Genomic DNA, 20,150 nt, shown 5'->3' with positions numbered 1-20,150 from the left:
CCAAGAAAACACGACGGATTTAGTTGTGTTTCTCAGGATAATCGGACGGCCCCATCATCTAGCTGGTTAGGATACGGCCCTCTCAAGGCCGGTGCACGGGTTCGAATCCCGTTGGGGCTACCATCCTTCGGTTCATGGAGATTCCGCCGAAAGCCAAAGATCGATCGTACCCGTCCCTGCGAGCCGATCTGGAGATTCGAACTGCGCGCCGGGAGGAGTTTGTGAATATTACCGGCCGCCTCCAGGAGCTGGCGCAACGCCTTGGCTGGCGGGAGGGGATCCTCACCGTCTTCGTTCCCCACACGACGGCCGGGATCACGATCCAGGAAGGAGCCGATCCGGATGTGGTCCACGATATCCTGGGCTGGCTCGGCTCGGCGGTCCCCTGGGAGAGCCGTGCCTACCGTCATGGCGAGGGGAACACCGCAGCCCACATCAAGGCGGCGCTGCTCGGTTCCTCGATCCGCTGCTTCCTCCATGAGGGGCGATTGCGCCTGGGCACCTGGCAGGCGGTGTTCTTCTGCGAGTTCGACGGGCCCCGTGCCCGCAGCCTCTGGACCTCCTTCGAACCGAACCCTTCGGGCGCAACCGGAACGAACGGTTAGATCGGAGTCAGCGGAAAGAGCAGCGAGATCCGGCTGCCCCGGCCGGGAGTCGAGTCGACCTCCACCTTCCCGCGATGATCCTCCATGATCTTCCGCACGATCGCCATCCCGATTCCGGTGCCCTGCGCCTTTCGGGTGAGAAAGGGGACGAAGAGGCTTTCGATCTCCTCCGGAGTCATTCCGGGGCCGCTGTCTCCGACGGCGACGGCAAGATAGGCGACGCCGTCCCGCTCCACAACCGAGGCATCCAGCTCCAGGACTCCGCCTCCCGGCATGGCTTCTGCGGCGTTCAAGATCAGGTTGAGGAGCGCCTGCTCGATCTGCCCGCGGTCACCTTGCAGCGCGGGAACCTGAGGAGAAATCGACTTTTCCACCCGGATGGCCTGCGCCGAAAGCTTGTGGCGGACCAAGAGGAGAATCTCGTCGAGCATCCGCTCGACCGAAATCGTTTCCACCAGTGGTTGGGTCGACCGACCCAAGGAGAGCACTTGCTCGGTGATCCGGTTCATCTGGCGCAGCTTCGCCGCGATCACCTCCACGTCTTTGCGCACTCCGGGATCATCGGGGAGCCGATCCGCCAGCGTGTAAAAGAGCATCTGGATAACCGTGAGAGGGTTCCGAATCTCGTGGGCGACCTCCGTGGCGAGGAGGCCGAGCGCCGAGAGGCGCTCCGACTGCCGCAACCCTTCCTCGATTTTCATCACCTGCTGAAGCAGCTGCGCCTTTTGAATGGAGACCGTCGAAAGATCCGCCAGGGTTTGCAAGAGTTCGATCTCGCTCTTGGCGAAGCGGTGGCGCTGCGCCATGCCGACGCACAGGACCCCCATCCTCTCGACGAACGAGAGCGGGACGGCGAGGAGCGATCGAACGTCCTTCCCGAGCCGGAGTTCCGGGCAATGGACATAAGGTTCTTCCATGAGGTCCAAAACCAAGAGCGGCTTTCCTTTTTTCCCCACGACAGAGAAAACCGATTCATCCACCGGGATCGTAAAGTCCGCGGGAAGGCCGCAGCCCTCTCCGAATGCCGCTCGGAGGACAAGATGCTCCTTATCCTCCGTGAGCAGGAAAAGAAAAGAGCGGGCTGCGCCCATCAAGCGGGCCGCGTTTCGGACGATGCCCTCGAAAAGCGCATCCAAGCCCGGTTGTGAAACCAGCGTCTGGGCGATCTCCACCAGCATCCCCAACTGTCTGGCCTTCTGGCGAAAGCCTTCGATCTCCCATCCGATCGCCAGCCAACGGGCCGCCTTCGCCGCCAATTGGATCAGAACCTGCTCATGAGCCCGCGTGAAATGGCCGACCCGATGACTGTCGACATTGAGCACGCCGATCACCGTCGAGCCGATCTCCACCGGGACCGCGAGCTCGGCGCGGATGCGCGGATCGATGGGAACGTAGCGCCATTCCCGCCGCACGTCGGAGACGCGCATCGACCTGCCGGTGGTCGCCACCCAACCGGTTACCCCTTCGTCTGCCCGCAGCTTCGTGCGCCCGGCCCCCTTTCGAAGGCCGAAAGAAGCCTCGATGTCGAGAAATCCCGTGCTCGGATTGAGCAAGACAAAAGAGCCGCTGTCCGCCTCCGTCTTCGCCAGGGCGAGCCGCAGAAAGTGACGGATGGCGGCCCGTGGGTTCAGGAGGGTATGGATTTCCTCCGGTCGGGCCCTCTCGATAATCAATCCGGCCCCGCGCATATCAAACGCCCATGGCTTTCCGGAGGCGCCGGGTGACCCTTTCGATCTCCTTCTCGTCCTCAAGCTTACCGCCGCCGGCCTTTCGCAGGTAAAAGGTATCGAGGGCGGCCCCTTTCTCCGTGGCGATCCGAGCGGAAGCCACGTCGATACCTGCGGCGGCCAGGGAGGAGGCGATCCGGTAGAGCAGTCCGGGCCGGTCGGGAGTCTCCAGGTCGAGAATGGTAAAGTGCTTGCTGCTTGTCAGATCGAAATGGATCCGCGTCGGGAACTCCGCCTGCCGCATCCACTCGGGCAGGCGGTCGAACTGTTTCTCGACCAAGGGAGAAAAATCGAACTCCTCGACTGAAAAGGCATTGTCGAGCAGCCGCGAAAAGGGAGCCAGATACCGATCCGCGTCCGCCACCAGACCATCCGGAAGACAGACCCAGAACGTATCGATCGCGATCCCGTCGCTGCGCGAATAGACCTCGGCGCTCAGGATCGAGACGCCCAGAGCGGCGAAGCCGCCGCAGATCCGCGCGAAGACGCGGGCACGATCCCAGGTGACCACGATGACTTCGGAATATCCCTGCGCGGGTACGTCCACCCAGTCGACCACAGGACAAAGCATGGGCTCCACCGCAACGACCTGCTGGTAAAGAAACCGGTGGATCACGGAGAGATGGCGCCGAATCCGATCCTCCGGACAGCGGAGAAAATAGCTCTTGGGCAGGTGCTCGAAGTGCGCGTCGACCTCTTCGAGAGAAACCTCCGGCGGAGGCCGCTCCCGCATCTGCTTGGCTATCTCTTCCCTGGATTGCTTCGGCCCTCCTTCCGCCGCGATTGCCCGGCCGAAATGGGCGCTCGCCGACCGGTAGAGCCGCCAGAGAAGAAGATCCTTCCAACTCGACCAGGCATCGGTTCCGGCTGTTCCCTCTCCATCGACGAAGGTGAGCACCATGAGGAGATCGAGACGCTCCTGGGTCGCCACGATCTTGCAAAACTCTTCGACCGTCTCTTCCTCGTCAAGGTCCCGCCGGAGCGCCGTCTGCCACATGAGCAAATGGTTGCTGACCAGAAAGACCACCGTAGCCAGATCCCGCGGCGAAAGCCGGAGTCTTTTGGCGACCCGCATCGCGTTGGTCGCGCTCTCTTCGGCATGATGCCGCCGGTTCGTCGCGCGCCCAGTATCATGGAGGAGGATCGCCAAGGGGAGAAGATAGGGGCGTTCCACACTCTCCAGAATAGGCCGGTAGGCGGCGAACGGGGCATCCGGATCGGTCCAGATCCGGTCAAGCATTTCCAGGCAGCGCAACGTGTGCTCGTCGGCCGTGTAGCGATGGTAGAACTCATGCTGCACCAGGCAGGTCAACGGAGCGAACTCCGGAACGAGCCTACCGAGCAGCCCCAGTTCATGCATCTGTCGCAAGACCCGACCCACCCTTCCCTTGCTCGAAAGAAGCAGAAGCAGCATCTCCCGCACCTCTTTCCTTTGCAGGAGAGCCCCTCGGAGCAACGGCAGCGTGCGGGTGATCTCGATGGCCAGTCCCGGCCCGATCCCGACGTCGTGCCTCGCGGCGAGCACGAAGGCCTTGAGGATCCCAAGGGGATTCTCGCGCAGCCTTCGCCGCGGAGGAACCTCAAGCTTGCCGTCGACAAGGGGGAAATCCTCGATGAATTGTCGGTCCCGATCCGTGACGGCCGAGCAAGCGCGCTTGGACTTGGCGAGGCTGTCGAACACGAGATTGGCTAGCTGGTAGATGACATAAGCGCGCCGATAGTAGTCGCGCATGCACTCCTCGATCCGCCGCAAGAGGTTCGGCCCCGGGTACCGGAGACCTCCCGCCACCTTCGCCTGCAATCCGAGGGTCAAGAGATCGCTCGGTCGCTTCTCGATGTAGTGCATCTCGGCCCTCACGCGGAGCAGAAAATCGTAGGCCTCTTCCAGACGCTCCCCTTCCTTCGCCTCCAGTCGCCCGCTTTTGACCAGGTGATCGGTGGTGCCGATCCCCTCGCGCACGCGAAGAACCCAAAAAAGATTCTGGTAGTCCCGAAGGCTGCCGCAGCCGTTCTTGATGTGGGGCTCTTGCACCAGGACCGTGCCCCCGTATTTGGCATGGCGCATCTGCTGATCCACCATACGCCATTCGACATATTCCTCCTCCCGTCCCCGTAGGCACCGGTTCTCGAAGAGCGCTTGAAATTCTTTCCAGAGCGCCGGCGGGCCGGCGATAAGCCGAGCCTCCAGCAGAGAAGTCTTGGTCCGCAGGTCTTGGTTGGCATAGTCGACGGTATCTTCGATCTGCCGCGTCGAGTGACCTACCTGAAGCCCGATGTCCCAAAGCGTGTAGAGTACCTGCTGCACGATCTCCGCGACCCGCTCTTCCTCATCGCGGGAGCAAGGTCCGGAGAGAAAGAGGAGATCGACATCGCTATACGGGCAGAGTTCCCCCCGACCGAACCCGCCGACCGCGGCCAGGAGAAGAGGAGGAACGTCTTCGGCCGTGCGAAAGAGCCGTTCCACGATCGATCCCCACAGATGCCGCAGCAAGGCCGTCAACAGCGCGGCCTGACGCCGAGCCCTGACCCTCCCCCCGGCCCCGAGGGAATGCTCCGTCCGCAGGATATGGAGCTGCTTGCGGAGGAACTGCCGGTAGAAGGCGGCGCGATCCGCGATCCGCCTCTCGCCGGAGAGCTGCTCTCGCTCGGCCTCGCGGAGCGCTTTCTCAAGCGGCTTCAGGAAAGGTGCGACCGGATCCGGCAGAATTTCCTTGTCAGGTTTTCCCACGACCATCCACACAGAATCTATGGCTAGCTTAGGCGTAAATATCGACCACGTAGCAACCTTGCGGCAAGCCCGGTATCGGGCCGATCCCTTTTCGGTGTTGGCGGAGCCCGACCCCACGGAAGCCGCCCGGCTCGCCGAAGAGGCGGGGGCGGCCGTTGTCACCGCCCATCTCCGCGAGGACCAGCGCCACATCCAGCGCGAGGACATCCTTAGGATCCGCCGCATTGTCCGCCGGCTCAACCTTGAAATGGCGTTTCTCCCGGAAATGATCGCCTTTGCGTGCGAGCTTCGCCCGGATGAGGTCTGCCTCGTCCCCGAGCGACGCGAGGAAGTGACGACCGAAGGCGGCTTGAATCTTCTCGGCCAAGAGGAACGTTTCCGTCCCGGCATCGCTCGCCTCCGCGCCGCAGGAATCCTCGTCACCGCCTTTATCGATCCGGTCGAAGCCCAGGTTCGGGCCGCGCGTGCCGCCGGGGCCGATTGCGTCGAGCTGCATACCGGCGGCTACGCCAATGCGATCCGGGTGGAAGACCAAGAGAAAGAGATCGCCAAGCAGACGGCCGCCGCCGATTTAGCCCATTCGCTCGGGTTGGAAGTCCATGCCGGCCATGGGCTGACCTACCGGAACGTCCGCCGCTACGTGGCTAGAGTCCCCCACCTGCATACTCTCAACATCGGCCACGCGATCGTCTGCCGCGCGCTGTGGGTCGGGTGGCAAAAAGCGATCCGGGAGATGGTCGGGCTGGCGGCGGGGGAATGACGCGGGGCGCTACCGCGCCAGACGCGCCGGATAGGGATAAACGCAGGGGCAACATCCCATGACTCGGCAAAACGCTTTGCTGAAATGGCTTAGGCTCGAATAGCCGACCGCCATGGCCGCTTCCGTGACGTTGTGCCCTCCGGCTCGAAGCAGCTCCGCTGCTTTCTCCATGCGCAGGCGGCGGAGGTAGCCCGGGAGGGTTTCCCCCGTTTGCTCCGAAAAGATTCGGCTGAGGTAGAACGGACTGCATCCGACTTCCCGGGCCAGAGACTGCAAGCAGAGCGGCTCGGCGAGGTGCTCCCGAAGATATTCCTGCGCACGCTCCACCCGGCGGCGGGCATTATTCCACCGTCGACGCGCCTGCCCCTTGTTCGGAGCCTCTGCGAAAAGGAGCGCTCCCGCCAGCTCGAGCGCGCGGCCCCAAAACCAGAGAAAACGCGCTCGGCCCGGCACGTCGGGAGATACCCAATGGCTCCAGGCATGACCCCAGTATTCCGGGAGCGGCCGCACCCCGCCGACCAGCGGGTCGCTGCTCCGCCCGGCCAGCCACTTGCGCACCTCGGCCCGAAGGGTATCCTCCAGCCCCTCGACCTCCCGGGCGAGACGGGAACGCGACCACTCGAATGTCAAGAACCGGTTTGCCTCCCCACTCGACCGGGTAGCCTCCAGCCCCTGCTCGTGCTGCGCATAGAATCCGAAGAAACCCGGTCGGAAAACGAGGCTGCGCTCCCCCGCCCGCACCAATCCATGTCCGGCGAAATTGACGCAAATTTCCAAGCAGTCGGGATGAAAGCTCTTCGCCCAGTTCACCGATTCGGCCGCGGAAAAGTCGAGCGCTTCCACGCTCCAGCCGAGACCGTGAATATCTCCTTGGAGTTGCTGCCAGCCGCCGACCCCTTCCCAGACGGAGGCTTCCATCGGCTTCTGGTGGCTGGCCGGCATCGGGAGAAAGCTGCCACCAACCTGCCCTGGGAGCAACCCGATTTTCCTCCAGCCCCTCTTGCTAGCCTTCTCCCCTTCCCCTCGCGTTCGAGCCCATGCGCAGCAGTCCGCGCAGAACATTGCGGCCGGGGCGGAGAGATGGATTAATCGAGCAACGCGAGGCGATACCCTACACCCGACTCGGTCCGGAGCAGGAGCGGTCGAGCGGGATCGGCTTCGATCTTCTCACGGAGGCGTCCGACGTAGACCCGCAGGTAATGAATCTGCTCTACCGCCTTCGGGCCCCAGATCTCTTGGAGAATTTGCCGATGGGTCAGCACCTTGCCTGCATGACGGACAAAAAGCCGGAGAAGAGCATATTCGGTCGCCGTCAAATGAATCTCCTCCCCTTTGGCCCAGACGCGACGGGCGCTCAGGTCGACTTTGAGGCCCCCGCTCGAAAAATGAGGGCTTTCGGCAGGGCGCAGGGCGCGCCGGAGCATGACTCGAATCCGAGCGAGCAGCTCCTCGACCCCGAACGGCTTGGTCAGATAATCGTCTGCGCCCGCATCGAGCGCGCTTACCTTCTCCTTCTCTTGACCGAGGGCCGAGAGCACCAGGATCGGAACCTCGCTCCACTCGCGAATGCGCCGGATCACCTCCACGCCGCTGATGTCCGGCAGCAGCAGATCGAGCACCACCGCTTCCGGCCTGCTTTGGGCCACCGCCAGGACCCCCTCTTGGCCGCTTGCGGCCTCGACCGTTTCGTAGCCATGGCTTTCCGTCGCCAGCCGGAGCAGGCGGCGGATTTGCGGCTCGTCGTCGATCACGACGAGCCGGGCCGGGTGCTCCGGATTGGCTGTTGTTTCCGGGACGATCATGCCTTCAGGGAGACAGCGGTCTCCGGAACCTTTTCCAAGGGGAAGAACAGAGAGAAGACCGCTCCTCCCCCCTCTCGATTCTCGGCTTCGGCTCTGCCGCCGTGCGCTTCGACCACCCCTTTAACGATCGACAGCCCCAGTCCGGTCCCTCCCGGCGGCGCTCCGCTCCCTCGGTAGAACTTGTTGAAGAGGTGGCCTCCGGTGTCCGGCCCCAGTCCCGGCCCGCGGTCCGCCACCCGGATGACCAACTCCTCCCGAATCGGATCCGCCTCGAGCGTCACTTCAACCGGAGTGCCGGAGGGCGTATGCATGGCGGCGTTGAGCAGAAGATTGGTGAGCGCCTGCTGCACCAGCGGAAAATCGAGGCGGACCAAGGGAAGGCCGCTCGGTGTCCTGACCTGGATTTCCCGCCCCCGCAGCTCCTTTTCCGTGTCGCGGAGCGCCGCATCGATCAGGTCCTTCGCGTCGCACCACTCCCGTTTGAGTGTGAAACGGCCGGAACTGAGCCGGGCCATATCGAGGAGATTTTCGACGATCCGGTTCATCCGGGTGGAGGCGGAGGCGATCTCCTCCAGGTAGACCGCCTCATTTCCCAGCTTTCTCCTCGATTCTTCGGAAAGGCTGGAGACGGCCGCCGTGATCACGGCCAAGGGAGTGCGCATCTCGTGGGAGATTGAATTGAGGAGCGTTTGACTCAGGCGTTCGGACTCGGCCGCCACGCGGGAATGCTCCGCCATCTCGCAGAGATTCTGCCGGTCGACCACAAGGGCGATCTGATTGGCGCACGCTTGCAGCAGGGTCTTTTCATCGAAGGTCAGGTTTCTTTCCTCCGAAAACCGCACCCCGAGCACGCCGACCGCCTTTCCCGAGCTGACCAGCGGGACATAGTGGCCCTGGGAAAGCGGAAGGTTATCGGTAAAGCGCCCCGAAGGACGGACGTTTGCGAACGCCCAGGCGGCGACGGCCGCCTCCCGCTCGCTCACCCGGAAGGTGCTCGCCCAGTGCGGCACCGAGTAGAGGCTCTTCTCCATCGGGTTCGCCAAAAAGAAGGCCACCTCCGCGTGAAAAGTTCTGCCGATGTGTTCCACGACGCGCGAGACGATATCGTCCATTGTCGTGGCGGAGGAGAGCTCCTGGGTCAGCAGATAGAGCGCGGTCACCCGCTGCTCGCGCCTTCGTTCCGCCTTTTCCTGCGCCCGATTCCGGGCGATGAATTGCCCCAGGACCAGGGCGACCACAAGAAAGGTGCCCACCATGATCGCGTTTTCGAGCTCGAAGACGCCCAGCGTGAAACGTGGAGAGAGAAAGAAAAAGTCCCAGAGAAGCGCGCTCAGGAAGGCGGCGAAGAGGACCGGACCCCGTCCCACGAAGAGCGCCAACAGGACGATCGCCAGCAAGTAGATCAGGCCGATCGACCGGCTGCCGAGCCAGTGGTGGAAGGTGAGATTGAGAACGCTTACGGCCGCGACGACGGCGGCCGCGATTCCATAGGAAGAGCCGGGGGATTCCGTCGCCCGCCACCGGCGCGGGGGTCGTGGCAGTTTGGCCTCTTCCTCCACTCGCACGATATGGAGGTCGATCTCTCCGCTCTCCCGAGCCAATCGGTGCAGCAGAGACCGGCTCCGGAACCAGTCGAGAAAACCGCTGCCCCCCGGCTTCCCGAAAACGATCTGGGTCACATTACGCTGCCGGGCCACGCGCACCAGCCCGCGCACCAGATCTTCGTCGGTCGCCGTGACTACTTCTCCACCCAGCCGGCGGGCCAAGTCGAGATGGTTCCCCAAGCGGGCTTCCTCTGCCGCGGAGAGAGGGTGCGGCGACTCGACGTAGGCGGCTATCCAGGGGCAGCCGAGGCTGTCGGCCAGCCGGCGGGTCCACCGGATGAGCGGCTCCGAAAAGGGACTGGCGCTCACCGCGACCATCAGTCGATGGCCGGTTTTCCACGGCCCCAGGATATGCATGAGCTGCATGTACTCGTGCACATCCTTGCCCGCCTTTTCCGCGGCCAGCCGCAGGACGATCTCCCGAAGCGCCCGCAGGTTCCCTTCGCGAAAGAAGTGGAGGGCGGCGGCGCGCGCCCGTTCCGGAATGTAGACCTTCCCTTCGGATAGGCGTTTGAGCAGATCCTCGGCCGGAAGGTCGATGACCTCGATTTCCCCCAGATCGATGAGCTGATCCGGCACCGTCTCCTGGACGGGAGCGCCGGTGATTTGCCGGACGGTATCCGTACGGCTCTCGATGTGCTGGACGTTGAGCGTGGTGAACACATCGATTCCGGCTTCGAGCAATTCCTCCACGTCCTGATAGCGCTTCGGATGGCGGCTGCCGGGTGCGTTGCTGTGGGCCAGCTCATCGACGACGGCCAGATGCGGGCGCCGCTCCAACAAAGCGTCGAGGTCCATCTCCTCGAGCCGGAGTCCCCGATACTCCACTGTGCGGCGCGGAATCTTGGGCAGCCCTTCGGCCAGCGCCTCCGTCTCCTTGCGCCCGTGCGTCTCGACGTACCCGATCACGACGTCACGGCCGTTGGCGTGCTCCACCCGGGCCGCCTGAAGCATGGCGAAGGTCTTTCCGACCCCTGGGCACATGCCAAGGAAGATCTTGAGATTGCCTCGCCGCTTCTCCTGTTCCTCTTTTGCGACGACGGCTAAGAGCGAATCCGGATTGGGACGCTCGTCTGACTGCGCGGCCATGACCTTTCCTACAGTAATAATAATTATCGATCCTCTTCTCCTACGAGCAAAACCAGGAAGCAGTTCCTCCTAGGCCCCGACATGCGCAAGAAAAGAGAATTGTCGTGCATGCTTGCCGCCTGTATGCTAGGGCTTCCTTTTTTGAATCGAATCGGAGGTCCACCAACTATGGCGCGTACAATATCGCTCAAGGCGCGAGAGCGCTCGGCGGTCGGAAGACATCGGGTGCGCCGATTGCGGGCGGAAGGAAAAATCCCCGCCGTGCTCTACGGAAGGAAGGGCCATATGGCGCTCGAAATCCACGCCGTGGATCTCCTCGCGGCCCTTCACGGAAGGAAGACGGAAAAAGTGCTGATCGATCTGAAGGTCGAAGGCGAGGAGGGCGAGCAGCAGAAGCTCGCGTTCTTGCAGGCGATCCAGGAGCACCCGCTGACCGATCGCATCCTCCACGTCGACCTGCACGAGCTCTCCACCGATGAGAAGATCCACACCGAGGTTGAGCTTCACCCTGTTGGAGAACCGGTTGGCGTTCGGACCGGCGGAGGTTTGCTGCAAACGCCGATCCGCCACCTGCGCATCAGCTGCCTGCCCCACGATCTTCCGGAGTCGATCTCGGTGAATGTCGAAGCGCTCGACGTAGGCCAGTCGATCCACGTCGGCGACATCACTCCTCCGGCCGGCGTCGAATTTCTCAACCCGAAGGACCAAGTTCTCTTCACGGTTACGGCCCCGCAGACCGAAGAAGCTGCCGCGACGCAGGAGACGAAGGAGCCCGAGCTGGTGCGCGAGCGGAAGGAGGGCGGGGAAGAGAACGAAGAATCCTAGCCGCTCTTCGTCCGAGGAAGGGTACGGGTGGAGCCCCCGGTCGGTGTGCCCTCCCGCCCGGGTTTTCGCCACCGACCCGGGGATGCGGGACAATGTTTTCTCTTGTTTTCGGGTTGGGCAACCCGGGTCCGGAGTACGCCGGCACGCGGCACAACGTGGGTCTTATGGTGGTCGAGGCCATCGCCCAGCGCCGCCGGCTTTCGTGGCGGCCGGAGCGTTGGGCACCCGCCTTTGTCGCCCAGGACAAGGACGCGCTCTTGATCGCCCCGACCTGCTATATGAACGAAAGTGGGGTGGTCGTGCGTAAGATCCTAAAAAGATTAGGAAAGAAACCGGAGGAGATCATCGTTATTGTTGATGATGTCGCCCTTCCGCTGGGCAAGGTGCGCTTGCGCGCGGCCGGCTCTTCCGGCGGCCACCGCGGGCTGATTTCCGTGGCCTCCGCCATCGGGACGGAGAGCTTCAGCAGGCTGCGCTGCGGAATCGGCCCGCTCCCTCCAGGCATCGACTTGGCGGATTTCGTCCTCGCCCGATTCCGGGAGGAAGAGCTGCCGCTGCTCGGCCAGATGATCGAGAGGGCCGTCGATGCATTTGAGTGTTGCCAGGAGGGTGGCATTGCGGTAGCGATGAGCCGGTTTAACTCGTAACCCATCACACCGTTCGCGAAGAAAGGCGTTCGGAACGATCATGAAAGCAATTTATGACGGATTGTATATCCTGAATGTGCAGGGGAAGGACGAGAGCGTGAAGGAAGCCATCGAAGTTCTCGAGAAGACTCTCCGCGCCGAAGGAGGCGAGCTGCTCGGGTGCCAGAAAATGGATCGGCGGCGCTTCGAGCGGATCGCGCACCGGATCGAGTTCGGCTATTACGTCAACCTAACGTTTTCGCTGGCGCCGGACCGCATCGCCGCTTTAGCCGAAGCACAAAAAGCCCACCCCTTCCTCTTCCGGCAGTTCTATCTTCGCAGAAAGCGGGCTCCGGAGCCCGCCCCATCCACCGCCTAGACCAAGGAGTTCCTGTGGCTGACCTCAATCGCGTCTTTCTGATCGGCAATTTAACCCGGGATCCCGAGGTGCGGTATACCCCCAAGGGAACCGCGGTCGGAGATCTCTCGCTGGCGGTCAACACGACGATCCGCAGTCCTGACGGGCAGGTGAAGGAAGAAACCTGCTTCATCGACGTGGTGACTTGGGGACGGCAGGCGGAAACGGCCAAGGAGTACCTGCACCGAGGTTCGCCGGTCTTGGTCGAAGGAAGGCTCCAGTTCGACCAGTGGGAAACGAAAGAAGGAGAGAAGCGAAACCGCATTCGGGTTCGGGCGGAGCGGGTCCAGTTCCTCGGTCGGGGCAGACCGGCCGGAAGCCATCCTCCCGGCGAAGAATCCGAACGGCCTCGCGAAACGGGAGAGGCAGCCCGGCCTACGGAAGAAAGCATGCCCGAGGCTGACGACGTCCCGTTCTGAACCCGGTGGCCGGCGAACGAATTTTCCAGGGCGAACAACGGAGAAATAGCATGCTGGTAGAAGTGGTTCTGCACACGAGAATCGACGGATTGGGAGCGGAGGGCGACCTCGTGAAGGTCAAAAGCGGTTACGCGCGCAATTTTTTGTTGCCCAAGCGCATGGCGACGATCGCGACGATGGCGACCAAACGCCATATCGAGCTTTTGCGGAAGCGCCGGGCCGAGCGAGAAGCCGCCGAGTTCCAAGCCGCGCAGGAGTTGGCATCCCGCCTGCAAAAGCTCAAGCTTGTCTTCACGCTCGCCTCGGGCGGCGAAGAGCAGGAAAAGGTTTTCGGCGCGGTCACTGCGCAGCATATCGCAGACCGTCTGCGGGAGGAAGGGATCGAAATCGATCGGAAGAAGATCCGTTTGGATCGTCCTCTAAAGGAGCTGCGGGCCTACACCCTACCGGTCGACCTCCATCCCGATGTGACCGCACAGCTCTCCGTCGAGCTCGTCGCGCCGACCGACAAACCCAAGCGCAAAGAGGCTAAAGCGAAATCCGACGCGCCGAAGAAGCCCTCATCGAGGAAAACCAAGATCGTGCCCTCGTCCGAGAAGGAACATCCCTCGCCCGGCACCGCCGCGTAAGCAGCCCTTGATTCGGAAACGAAGGGCTTGCCCGTCCATCCGGACCCAAAGCACCCACTCGTGAAGCGATCAACAGGGTTTCCGCTTCGGTGGCTCCGCGGTCGGGCATCGGCGCTTACCCCGTTTATCCTGGGCCTCGCCTTCTGGCTGTGGGAATACGAAGCGCATCCGGCAGGCTCCGCGACGGAAGGGGAAGAGACCAGCGCTTCTTCGTCCCAAGGCAGCGCGGGCACAGGGGCCCAGGCGATTTCCCCCCTGGATAGCGCCCCGAAAACGCCTCCGGCGCTCCTCGATCAGCCTCCGGTGCCGGCTGCCACCGCGAGCGAAGCGCAAGCGGCCGGTCCTGCGCCGGCGGAGTCGCCGGCGCCGGAACCCGTCGTTCCCACCGCACCGCGACTCGCCCCACCGCCTCTTCCCTCCGAGGCGCCCTCCCCGCCGGCGGCGCAGCCGGCAGCCCCTGCGGAGGAACAGCCCTCCCCAGCTCCCGCCGCGCCGAAGAAGCATCGGCCGAAGAAGGTCGTCGCCCCGCCCAGCGCGTCCGGGGCGCAGGCGCCCGGTCCGCCCGTCAAGGAGATCGAGGTTGTCTACGTGGGGCCGAAGTCGGTCAACCGGAGCATGATCCTCTCCAACATGCACACCACCGTCGGGCAGCCGTACGTGCCAGCGACCGTCGAGGAAGACGTGCGCAACCTTTATGCGACCGGCCTCTTCACAAACTTACGGATCACCACCGAACCGATGGAGGACGGCGTCAAAGTTCTGGTGGTCGTTCAGCCCAAGCCCCTCATCAAGGAGATCGTGATCAAGGGCTCCGGCGGAATCAAAACCGAGACGATCCGCCGCCAGATGAAAGCCAAGGTCGGTGACCCGTTGAGCGAATTCCAGATATCGGCCGACGCGGAAAAGATCAAGGAGTACTACCAGAACCACGGCTACGGCGACGCGCAGGTCAACTACAAGATCGACGTGAACGAGGAGTTCGGGCGGGCCGTGGTCACCATGCTGATCACGGAAGGGGAAAAGCGGTTCATCACCAGCTTGAACTTCGTCGGCAACAACAGCTTCCCTGCGAAGGAGCTGCGGAAATCATTCAAGACCAAGAAAAAGGACCTGCTTTCCTTCTTCAACAAATCGGGACTGCTCAAGGAAGAACAGTTCCAGGAGGACCTCCGGAAGCTCAAGGAATTCTACCAGAACCACGGCTACATCGACATGAGCATCCGTGACATCAAGATCGAGCATCCGACCAAGGAGCAGACGACCATCACGATCGTCATCCATGAGGGGGTGCAATACCACGTCGGCACGATCCAGCTTTCCGGCAACCAGATCTATTCCAACGGCGAGATCCTCTCTTTGCTGAAGATGACCGAAGGGTCGGTCTTTTCGCCGAAGGGGCTCGACGACGACATCAAGGAGTTGCGCGACTACTACGGCCAACGGGGCTACATCGACGCCGAGATCCGGCCCGAGCGGCTCCCCAATGTGGAGAGCGGCAAGATCGACCTCCTCTTCAAGATCACGGAAGGGAGCCAGGCCTACGTAGACAAGATCGTCATTCAAGGGAACACGGTCACCAAGGACAAGGTGATCCGGCGTGAGCTGGCGGTGCAGCCGGGGGATGTCTACAACAGCGTCGAGGTCGACGCGAGCCGCAAGCGGCTCGAAAACCTCGGATATTTCGAGAAGGTCGAGATCAATCCCCAGGATACCAACGTTCCCAACCGGAAGAACATGGTGATCACCCTCCAGGAGAAACATACCGGCAACCTGAGCTTCGGGCTCGGCTACAGCACGATCGAAAGCCTGATGGGTTTCGTCGAGCTCAACCAGGGTAATTTCGATATCGCCAACCCGCCTTCGTTCACCGGGGCCGGGCAGAAGTTCCGCGTCCGCGCCCAGCTCGGCATCTTCATGGAGACCTTGCTCATGTCGTTCACCGAGCCCTGGTTCATGGACAAGCCGATCGCGGTCGGCGGCGACCTCTTCTTCAACCAGTACACCTACATGCAGTTCTACCAGGGATTCAACATGACCAACATGGGCTTCGACCTGCGCGCGGCCAAGCGGCTTTCCCAGTGGGTGACCCTCTCGACCCGCTACGACCTCACCGACTACACCCTCTGGGGCATGCTGCCGCAGATCGAGCAGGTTCCCGTCTACGCCCAAAACCACGGTTCCCGCTCGCAGAGCGACGTGTCGGTCGACCTGATCTACGATAGCCGGGACAGCGTGACCATCACCCGGCACGGCACCATGGTCGACTTGAACCTCCTGGGCGCCGGCGGGCCTCTGCTGGGGCAGACCGATATCTACAAGGCGCAAATCAACATCTCCCACTACGAAAGCCTTCCCTTCGACATCATCTTCTGGTCCCACCTCAACGCGGGCATGGTGCAGGCGTACGGCACCAGCAGCTTCGTGCCCCTCTTCGACAGCTACTTCCTGGGCGGCCCGCGGAGCCTCCGGGGCTTCGACTATGCGCTCGTCGGCCCGAATTACCTTCCGTACGACTTTCCGATCGGCGGCCAGACGATGGCCTTCACCAACCTCGAGTTTACGGTTCCGGTGGTCGACCGGGTGCGCGTGGCGGCCTTCACCGATATCGGCTTCAACGCGGGTTCGCTAATCGGGCCGATCCAGACGCCGAACATACCGGGCCTCATCGCCGGCGAGGGGATCAACATCGTCGCCGATGCGGGCATCGGCCTTCGCCTTTACCTGCCGATCGGGCCTTTGCGGCTCGACTACGGGATTCCCTACATCTACACGTCGTGGCTCAACCAAACCGGGCGATTTTACTTTGACGTCGGTTACTCGTTTTAACTACCTTGCAGGACGCAACATGAAACCAGGATTGTTCTTTGTATCGGCTCTGCTTCTTTCCGCATCGCTCGCGGGAGCCCAGCAGCTCCGGATCGCGACCTTCGACTTCCAAAAAGCCTTCAGCGAATACTACAAGACGAAGGAAGCGGAAGGAGAGCTCCAAGCCCGCGTGGCGACCTTCAAGAAGGAAGATCAGGAAAGAACCAACGACTATCGGAAGCTGGCGGAAGAGGCGCAGAAGCTCCAGGACGGCGCCCAGGATAAGACGCTTTCCGAGGCGGCGCGCCAGGAAAGGCTGAAGGCCTTCCAGGCCAAGGTTCAGGAAGTGCAGAATCTGCAACGGGCGATCCAGGAATTCCGCGCGACCCGCGGCCGCGAGCTCGAAGAGCGTTCCCAACGCATCCGGCAGGGGCTTATCGATGAGATCACCAAGGTCGTTCTGGAGATTGGCGCCAAGGAGAAGTATACGATGGTGATCGACAAGACAGGGCGGAGCCTCAATGGGACCCCCGTTCTTCTCTACTGCCAGGACCTTCCCGACATCACCGAGGAAGTCGTCCGCACGATCAACGCGACCAAGGGAGCGGGGGCGGCGGCTCCCAAGGCGGCATCCGTCCATCCATGATCGAGGCGCGGCGTGGCATCTTTCCTACTGGGAGAATTAGCCGATCTGGTTAACGGCGAAGTTCAGGGGGAAAGAAAGACGGTCATCCGTGGGGTAGCCGATATCGAGTCTGCGGTCGAGGGCGAGATCTCCTTCTACGCCAACCCCCGGTACGAGAAGGCCGCCCGCCGGACCCGGGCTTCGGCGCTCCTGATTCATCGGGATCTTTCCGGAGACTTTCCCTGCGCCTTGGTGCGCGTCGACGCGCCTTCCTTAGCCTTCGCCAAGATCGTCGCGCTCTTCGCCCCGCCTCCGGTCACCTATCCGCCGGGCGTCCACCCGACAGCAGTGATCGGACCCGGTGTCGTCCTCGAGGAAGGAGTCCATGTCGGCCCGCTAGCCGTCATCGAGGCCGGCGTCCGAGTAGGGGCGGGAACGGTCATCGGCGCAGGCTGCTTCATCGGTACCGAGACCTCTCTGGGCGAGGGCTGCTTTCTCTATCCTCACGTCGTGATCCGCGAACGCTGCCGGATCGGCAAACGGGTGATACTCCATCCCGGCGTCGTGATCGGCTCCGACGGATTCGGCTACGAGTTCTCCGGCGGTCGTCATTGGAAGATCCCCCAGACCGGAACGGTCCAGCTCGACGACGATGTCGAGATCGGGGCGAACACGACGATCGATCGAGGACGCTTCGGGAAAACCTGGATCCAGGAAGGTTGCAAGATCGACAATCTGGTGCAGATCGCGCACAACGTCGTCCTAGGACCTCACTGCCTGGTTGTCGCGCAGACCGGAATTTCCGGAAGCACCACACTCGGGTCCCGCGTCACGCTCGCGGGCCAAGTGGGCCTTGCCGGCCACCTGCGCATCGGTGACGGCGCGATCATCACCGCCCAATCGGGCATCACCAAGGATGTGCCTCCCGGAGCCGTCCTGTCCGGGCGCCATGGGCGGCCGGCGAACGACACCCTCCGTCTGGAAGCCCTCTACCTCCGGCTTCCCGAGATCTGGCGGCGGCTCCTCGCGCTCGAAAAACGGGTGGCGTCCGGATCCGGCGGCACCGAATCCGACACGCCCTCGAACCAACCATGAAGGCGCTGCGGATCGGACTGGTAGGACTCGGAACGGTCGGCGCTAGTGTCTGGAAAAATCTTCGTGTGCAAGAGAAGCTCCTGTTGCGCCGCTGCGGCAAGGCCCTCCGCATCGAAAAGGTCGCCGAAAAAGACCGGGGACGGGTGCTCGCCGCCGGCGTTCCCGAATCCTGCTGGACCACCGATTGGCGGGATGTGGTTCGGGATCCCTCCCTCGACGTCGTCATCGAGCTCATCGGAGGAACCGGGGTCGCCGCCGATCTCATCCGGGAGAGCCTCTCTCATGGAAAGGACGTCGTCACCGCAAACAAGGCGCTGCTGGCCGAACGGGGAAGCGAGCTGGCCGCCTTCGCCGCGCAGAGGGGCAAGCGGCTGCTCTTCGAGGCGAGCGTGGCCGGGGGTATCCCTCTACTCCTCGCGCTGCGAAGGGGATTGATCGCCGACGAGATCCTCTCCATCCACGGCATCATCAACGGCACCTGCAACTACCTCCTTTCCGCCATGGCCTCCCGCGGCCTTCCGTATCGTGAAGCGCTGCGGGAAGCTAAGGAGCTCGGCTATGCGGAGGCCGACGAGACCCTCGACGTGGCGGGTCATGACACCGCGCACAAAGCGGTCATTCTCTGCGCCCTCGCTTACGGCTTTTGGCCGCCGCTCAGCGAGGTGCATACCGAAGGAATCGAGCGGGTCGATCCCCTCGATCTCCACTACGCCCAGGAGCTCGGCTACAGCTTGAAGCTCCTCGCGATTCTCCGGAGCCACGCGGCGAGCCGGGAGATCGAGGTGCGCGTGCACCCGACCCTCCTCCGCAAGGGTCACCTCCTAAGCTCGGTAAACGGGGTCTTCAACGCCGTGGCCGTTCGGGGAGACATCGTCGGCGAAACCCTCTTCTACGGCCGGGGGGCCGGCGGGGATCCTACCTCGAGCTCGGTGATCAGCGATCTGGCCTCCTTGGCATCCGGGGAAGCCATCGCCCGCGCGGGCTATTCCTCGGAGCCGCAAGCCGCTCTTTCGCTTCGACCGATGGAGCAGATCCTCACCCGGTACTACGTCCGCTTTCTCGTGGAAGACCGGCCAGGGGTGCTGGCGGAGATTGCGCGGGTCTTCGCCGCGGAGAAGATCAGCATCTCCTCGGTGATCCAGCCGGAGGGACATCGGGGCGAAACCGTCCCGCTCATCGTCCTGCTTCATCGCTCCCGGGAAGCCGACGTGCAGAGGGCCTGCCGGATCATCGAGACCCTACCCGCGGTGAAGCAGCCAGCGATTCTCCTGCGCGTCGAAGACCTCGGAGAGGAGGAAGCCGCCGGATGAAGCCGTGGGCGGGCGTAATCGCGGCGTATCGAAGTCGGCTGGCGCTGCCGGACGATGCTCCGGATCTGACCCTCCTGGAGGGCAACACCCCGCTCCTCCGCTCGGCGGCGCTCCATGAGAGCCTGGCGGGGAACCTCCAGATCTTCTTTAAGTACGAAGGCCTCAACCCCACCGGCTCCTTCAAGGATCGCGGCATGGTTGTCGCGTTCGCCCGGGCCCTGGCGCGAAAGGCCTCCGTTTGCGTGTGCGCGAGCACCGGCAACACGGCTGCTTCGGCGGCCGCCTATGCGGCCCGCGCCCGCCTTCGCTGCATCGTCCTTCTGCCCGGAGGGAGCATCGCCCGGGGCAAGCTCGCCCAGGCCGCCATGCACGGTGCCCGCATCGTGTCGGTTTCCGGTCCCTTCGACAACGCAATGCGGTTGGCGCAGGAGCTGGCGGCGCAGCGGCCGGAGATCGAGCTTGTCAACTCGGTCAACCCCTACCGGATCGAAGGACAAAAGACAGCCGCCTTCGAAATCGCCGACACCCTGGGCGACGGTCCCGATTTCCACTTCCTGCCCGTGGGCAACGCGGGCAATATCACCGCCTATTGGAAAGGCTACCGGGAGTACGCGGAGGCCGGAAAGATCGCGTGCCGGCCGCGGATGGTCGGCTTTCAAGCGGGGGGAGCGGCTCCGATCGTCGAGGGACGGCCCGTCTCCGACCCGCAGACCGTCGCTTCGGCGATCCGCATCGGCAACCCTGCGAGTTGGAAAGGAGCGCTGGCCGCCGCAGAAGAATCCGGGGGATGGTTCGGCTCGGTCACCGACGACGAGATCCTCGATGCCTACCGGTTCCTGGCTAGGGCGGAGGGCCTCTTCGTCGAGCCGGCTTCCGCAGCCGGAGTGGCCGGACTTCGCAAGGAGGTCGCCCGTGGGCGCATTCCTCCCGGGAGCCGCATCGTGATCACCTTGACCGGACACGGACTCAAGGACCCGGACATGGCCACCTGCATCGCGCCCCCCGAACCGATCTCGATCGGGCCCACGCTCACCGAACTTTTAGCCGTGATCGAAGCGTGAGGAGTCCGCGATTGCTCCACCG

At 63.1% G+C, this 20,150-nt stretch carries 17 protein-coding genes and 1 tRNA gene; 13 read left to right on the top strand and 5 right to left on the bottom strand.

The genetic code is table 11. From position 1 onward, the window contains the following. Positions 1-47 precede the first annotated feature (47 nt). Both MTHMO_RS05000 and MTHMO_RS04995 read left to right on the top strand, forming a co-directional pair. A tRNA-Glu gene (locus tag MTHMO_RS05000) sits at positions 48-123 on the top strand. 11 nt (positions 124-134) lie between these two features. After that, a complete protein-coding gene (locus MTHMO_RS04995) occupies positions 135-605 on the top strand; it encodes a secondary thiamine-phosphate synthase enzyme YjbQ (RefSeq protein WP_370568237.1) in 471 nt (156 codons plus the stop codon). Here the strand turns inward: MTHMO_RS04995 and MTHMO_RS04990 are convergent. Then, a complete protein-coding gene (locus tag MTHMO_RS04990; RefSeq protein ID WP_202213801.1) occupies positions 602-2,293 on the bottom strand; it encodes a GAF domain-containing protein in 1,692 nt (563 codons plus the stop codon). The two genes, MTHMO_RS04995 and MTHMO_RS04990, sit on opposite strands and share 4 nt — an antisense overlap. 1 nt (position 2,294) lies before the next feature. Continuing rightward, positions 2,295-5,066, bottom strand: coding sequence for a [protein-PII] uridylyltransferase (gene glnD, locus MTHMO_RS04985; RefSeq protein ID WP_237394775.1), 2,772 nt, complete (start codon positions 5,064-5,066; stop codon positions 2,295-2,297). A 13-nt stretch (positions 5,067-5,079) separates the two neighbouring features. Here glnD and MTHMO_RS04980 point away from each other — a divergent pair, with 13 nt between their 5' ends. Next, positions 5,080-5,820, top strand: coding sequence for a pyridoxine 5'-phosphate synthase (locus MTHMO_RS04980; protein ID WP_202213800.1), 741 nt, complete (start codon positions 5,080-5,082; stop codon positions 5,818-5,820). 9 nt (positions 5,821-5,829) lie between these two features. Here MTHMO_RS04980 and MTHMO_RS04975 read toward each other — a convergent pair whose 3' ends face one another. The 3 genes from MTHMO_RS04975 to MTHMO_RS04965 form a co-directional block, all read right to left on the bottom strand. Continuing rightward, positions 5,830-6,738 (bottom strand): AraC family transcriptional regulator, encoded by a 909-nt coding sequence (locus MTHMO_RS04975; RefSeq protein ID WP_202213799.1) that lies wholly within the window; start codon positions 6,736-6,738, stop codon positions 5,830-5,832. A gap of 167 nt (positions 6,739-6,905) precedes the next feature. Beyond that, positions 6,906-7,622, bottom strand: coding sequence for a response regulator (locus MTHMO_RS04970; RefSeq protein ID WP_202213798.1), 717 nt, complete (start codon positions 7,620-7,622; stop codon positions 6,906-6,908). Further along, a complete protein-coding gene (locus tag MTHMO_RS04965; RefSeq protein ID WP_202213797.1) occupies positions 7,619-10,315 on the bottom strand; it encodes a sensor histidine kinase KdpD in 2,697 nt (898 codons plus the stop codon). The genes MTHMO_RS04970 and MTHMO_RS04965 overlap by 4 nt, the downstream gene beginning before the upstream one ends. 168 nt (positions 10,316-10,483) lie before the next feature. On the opposite strand from MTHMO_RS04965, the gene MTHMO_RS04960 reads away from it, so the two are divergent. The 10 genes from MTHMO_RS04960 to thrC all read left to right on the top strand — a co-directional run bounded on the left by MTHMO_RS04960 (position 10,484) and on the right by thrC (position 20,128). Then, on the top strand, positions 10,484-11,140 hold the full coding sequence (locus tag MTHMO_RS04960; RefSeq protein ID WP_202213796.1) for a 50S ribosomal protein L25: 657 nt from the start codon (positions 10,484-10,486) through the stop codon (positions 11,138-11,140). Between the two features lie 92 nt (positions 11,141-11,232). Next, positions 11,233-11,787, top strand: a complete 555-nt coding sequence (pth, locus tag MTHMO_RS04955; protein ID WP_202213795.1) for an aminoacyl-tRNA hydrolase — start codon at positions 11,233-11,235, stop codon at positions 11,785-11,787. A 40-nt stretch (positions 11,788-11,827) separates the two neighbouring features. Then, positions 11,828-12,145: a 30S ribosomal protein S6 gene (locus tag MTHMO_RS04950; RefSeq protein WP_202213794.1), complete on the top strand. Its 318-nt coding sequence runs from the start codon at positions 11,828-11,830 to the stop codon at positions 12,143-12,145. A 14-nt stretch (positions 12,146-12,159) separates the two neighbouring features. Next, entirely contained in the window at positions 12,160-12,603 is a 444-nt protein-coding gene (locus tag MTHMO_RS04945; protein ID WP_202213793.1) for a single-stranded DNA-binding protein, read from the top strand. Positions 12,604-12,653: 50 nt separating this feature from the next. Next, positions 12,654-13,232 carry a 50S ribosomal protein L9 gene (gene rplI, locus MTHMO_RS04940; protein WP_202213792.1) on the top strand — a complete coding sequence of 193 codons (579 nt, stop codon included), beginning with the start codon at positions 12,654-12,656 and terminating at the stop codon, positions 13,230-13,232. Between the two features lie 60 nt (positions 13,233-13,292). Continuing rightward, the gene (gene bamA, locus MTHMO_RS04935) at positions 13,293-16,058 is read left to right on the top strand and encodes an outer membrane protein assembly factor BamA (RefSeq protein WP_202213791.1); all 2,766 of its coding nucleotides are present in this window, start codon (positions 13,293-13,295) and stop codon (positions 16,056-16,058) included. A 19-nt stretch (positions 16,059-16,077) separates the two neighbouring features. Next, a complete protein-coding gene (locus MTHMO_RS04930; RefSeq protein WP_202213790.1) occupies positions 16,078-16,683 on the top strand; it encodes an OmpH family outer membrane protein in 606 nt (201 codons plus the stop codon). 12 nt (positions 16,684-16,695) lie between these two features. Further along, positions 16,696-17,757, top strand: coding sequence for a UDP-3-O-(3-hydroxymyristoyl)glucosamine N-acyltransferase (gene lpxD / locus MTHMO_RS04925; protein WP_202213789.1), 1,062 nt, complete (start codon positions 16,696-16,698; stop codon positions 17,755-17,757). Continuing rightward, positions 17,754-19,067 (top strand): homoserine dehydrogenase, encoded by a 1,314-nt coding sequence (locus MTHMO_RS04920; protein WP_202213788.1) that lies wholly within the window; start codon positions 17,754-17,756, stop codon positions 19,065-19,067. Before lpxD ends, MTHMO_RS04920 begins: the two co-directional genes overlap by 4 nt. Then, positions 19,064-20,128 (top strand): threonine synthase, encoded by a 1,065-nt coding sequence (gene thrC, locus MTHMO_RS04915; RefSeq protein WP_202213787.1) that lies wholly within the window; start codon positions 19,064-19,066, stop codon positions 20,126-20,128. The genes MTHMO_RS04920 and thrC overlap by 4 nt, the downstream gene beginning before the upstream one ends. Positions 20,129-20,150 lie beyond the last annotated feature (22 nt).

Origin of the sequence: Methylacidimicrobium sp. AP8 (assembly GCF_903064525.1) — a bacterium.
Lineage (GTDB): Bacteria > Verrucomicrobiota > Verrucomicrobiia > Methylacidiphilales > Methylacidiphilaceae > Methylacidimicrobium.
Note: the sequence above shows the minus strand (reverse complement) of the source record. Positions and strands in the feature narration are given on the sequence as shown.

Bases quoted from the DNA above. Each gene is read 5' to 3' on its own strand.
- MTHMO_RS04995 (WP_370568237.1), top strand. From the start codon at position 135: ATGGAGATTCCGCCGAAAGCCAAAGATCGATCGTACCCGTCCCTGCGA.
- MTHMO_RS04990 (WP_202213801.1), bottom strand. From the start codon at position 2,293: ATGCGCGGGGCCGGATTGATTATCGAGAGGGCCCGACCGGAGGAAATC.
- glnD (WP_237394775.1), bottom strand. From the start codon at position 5,066: ATGGTCGTGGGAAAACCTGACAAGGAAATTCTGCCGGATCCGGTCGCA.
- MTHMO_RS04980 (WP_202213800.1), top strand. From the start codon at position 5,080: ATGGCTAGCTTAGGCGTAAATATCGACCACGTAGCAACCTTGCGGCAA.
- MTHMO_RS04975 (WP_202213799.1), bottom strand. From the start codon at position 6,738: ATGGAAGCCTCCGTCTGGGAAGGGGTCGGCGGCTGGCAGCAACTCCAA.
- MTHMO_RS04970 (WP_202213798.1), bottom strand. From the start codon at position 7,622: ATGATCGTCCCGGAAACAACAGCCAATCCGGAGCACCCGGCCCGGCTC.
- MTHMO_RS04965 (WP_202213797.1), bottom strand. From the start codon at position 10,315: ATGGCCGCGCAGTCAGACGAGCGTCCCAATCCGGATTCGCTCTTAGCC.
- MTHMO_RS04960 (WP_202213796.1), top strand. From the start codon at position 10,484: ATGGCGCGTACAATATCGCTCAAGGCGCGAGAGCGCTCGGCGGTCGGA.
- pth (WP_202213795.1), top strand. From the start codon at position 11,233: ATGTTTTCTCTTGTTTTCGGGTTGGGCAACCCGGGTCCGGAGTACGCC.
- MTHMO_RS04950 (WP_202213794.1), top strand. From the start codon at position 11,828: ATGAAAGCAATTTATGACGGATTGTATATCCTGAATGTGCAGGGGAAG.
- rplI (WP_202213792.1), top strand. From the start codon at position 12,654: ATGCTGGTAGAAGTGGTTCTGCACACGAGAATCGACGGATTGGGAGCG.
- MTHMO_RS04930 (WP_202213790.1), top strand. From the start codon at position 16,078: ATGAAACCAGGATTGTTCTTTGTATCGGCTCTGCTTCTTTCCGCATCG.
- MTHMO_RS04920 (WP_202213788.1), top strand. From the start codon at position 17,754: ATGAAGGCGCTGCGGATCGGACTGGTAGGACTCGGAACGGTCGGCGCT.
- thrC (WP_202213787.1), top strand. From the start codon at position 19,064: ATGAAGCCGTGGGCGGGCGTAATCGCGGCGTATCGAAGTCGGCTGGCG.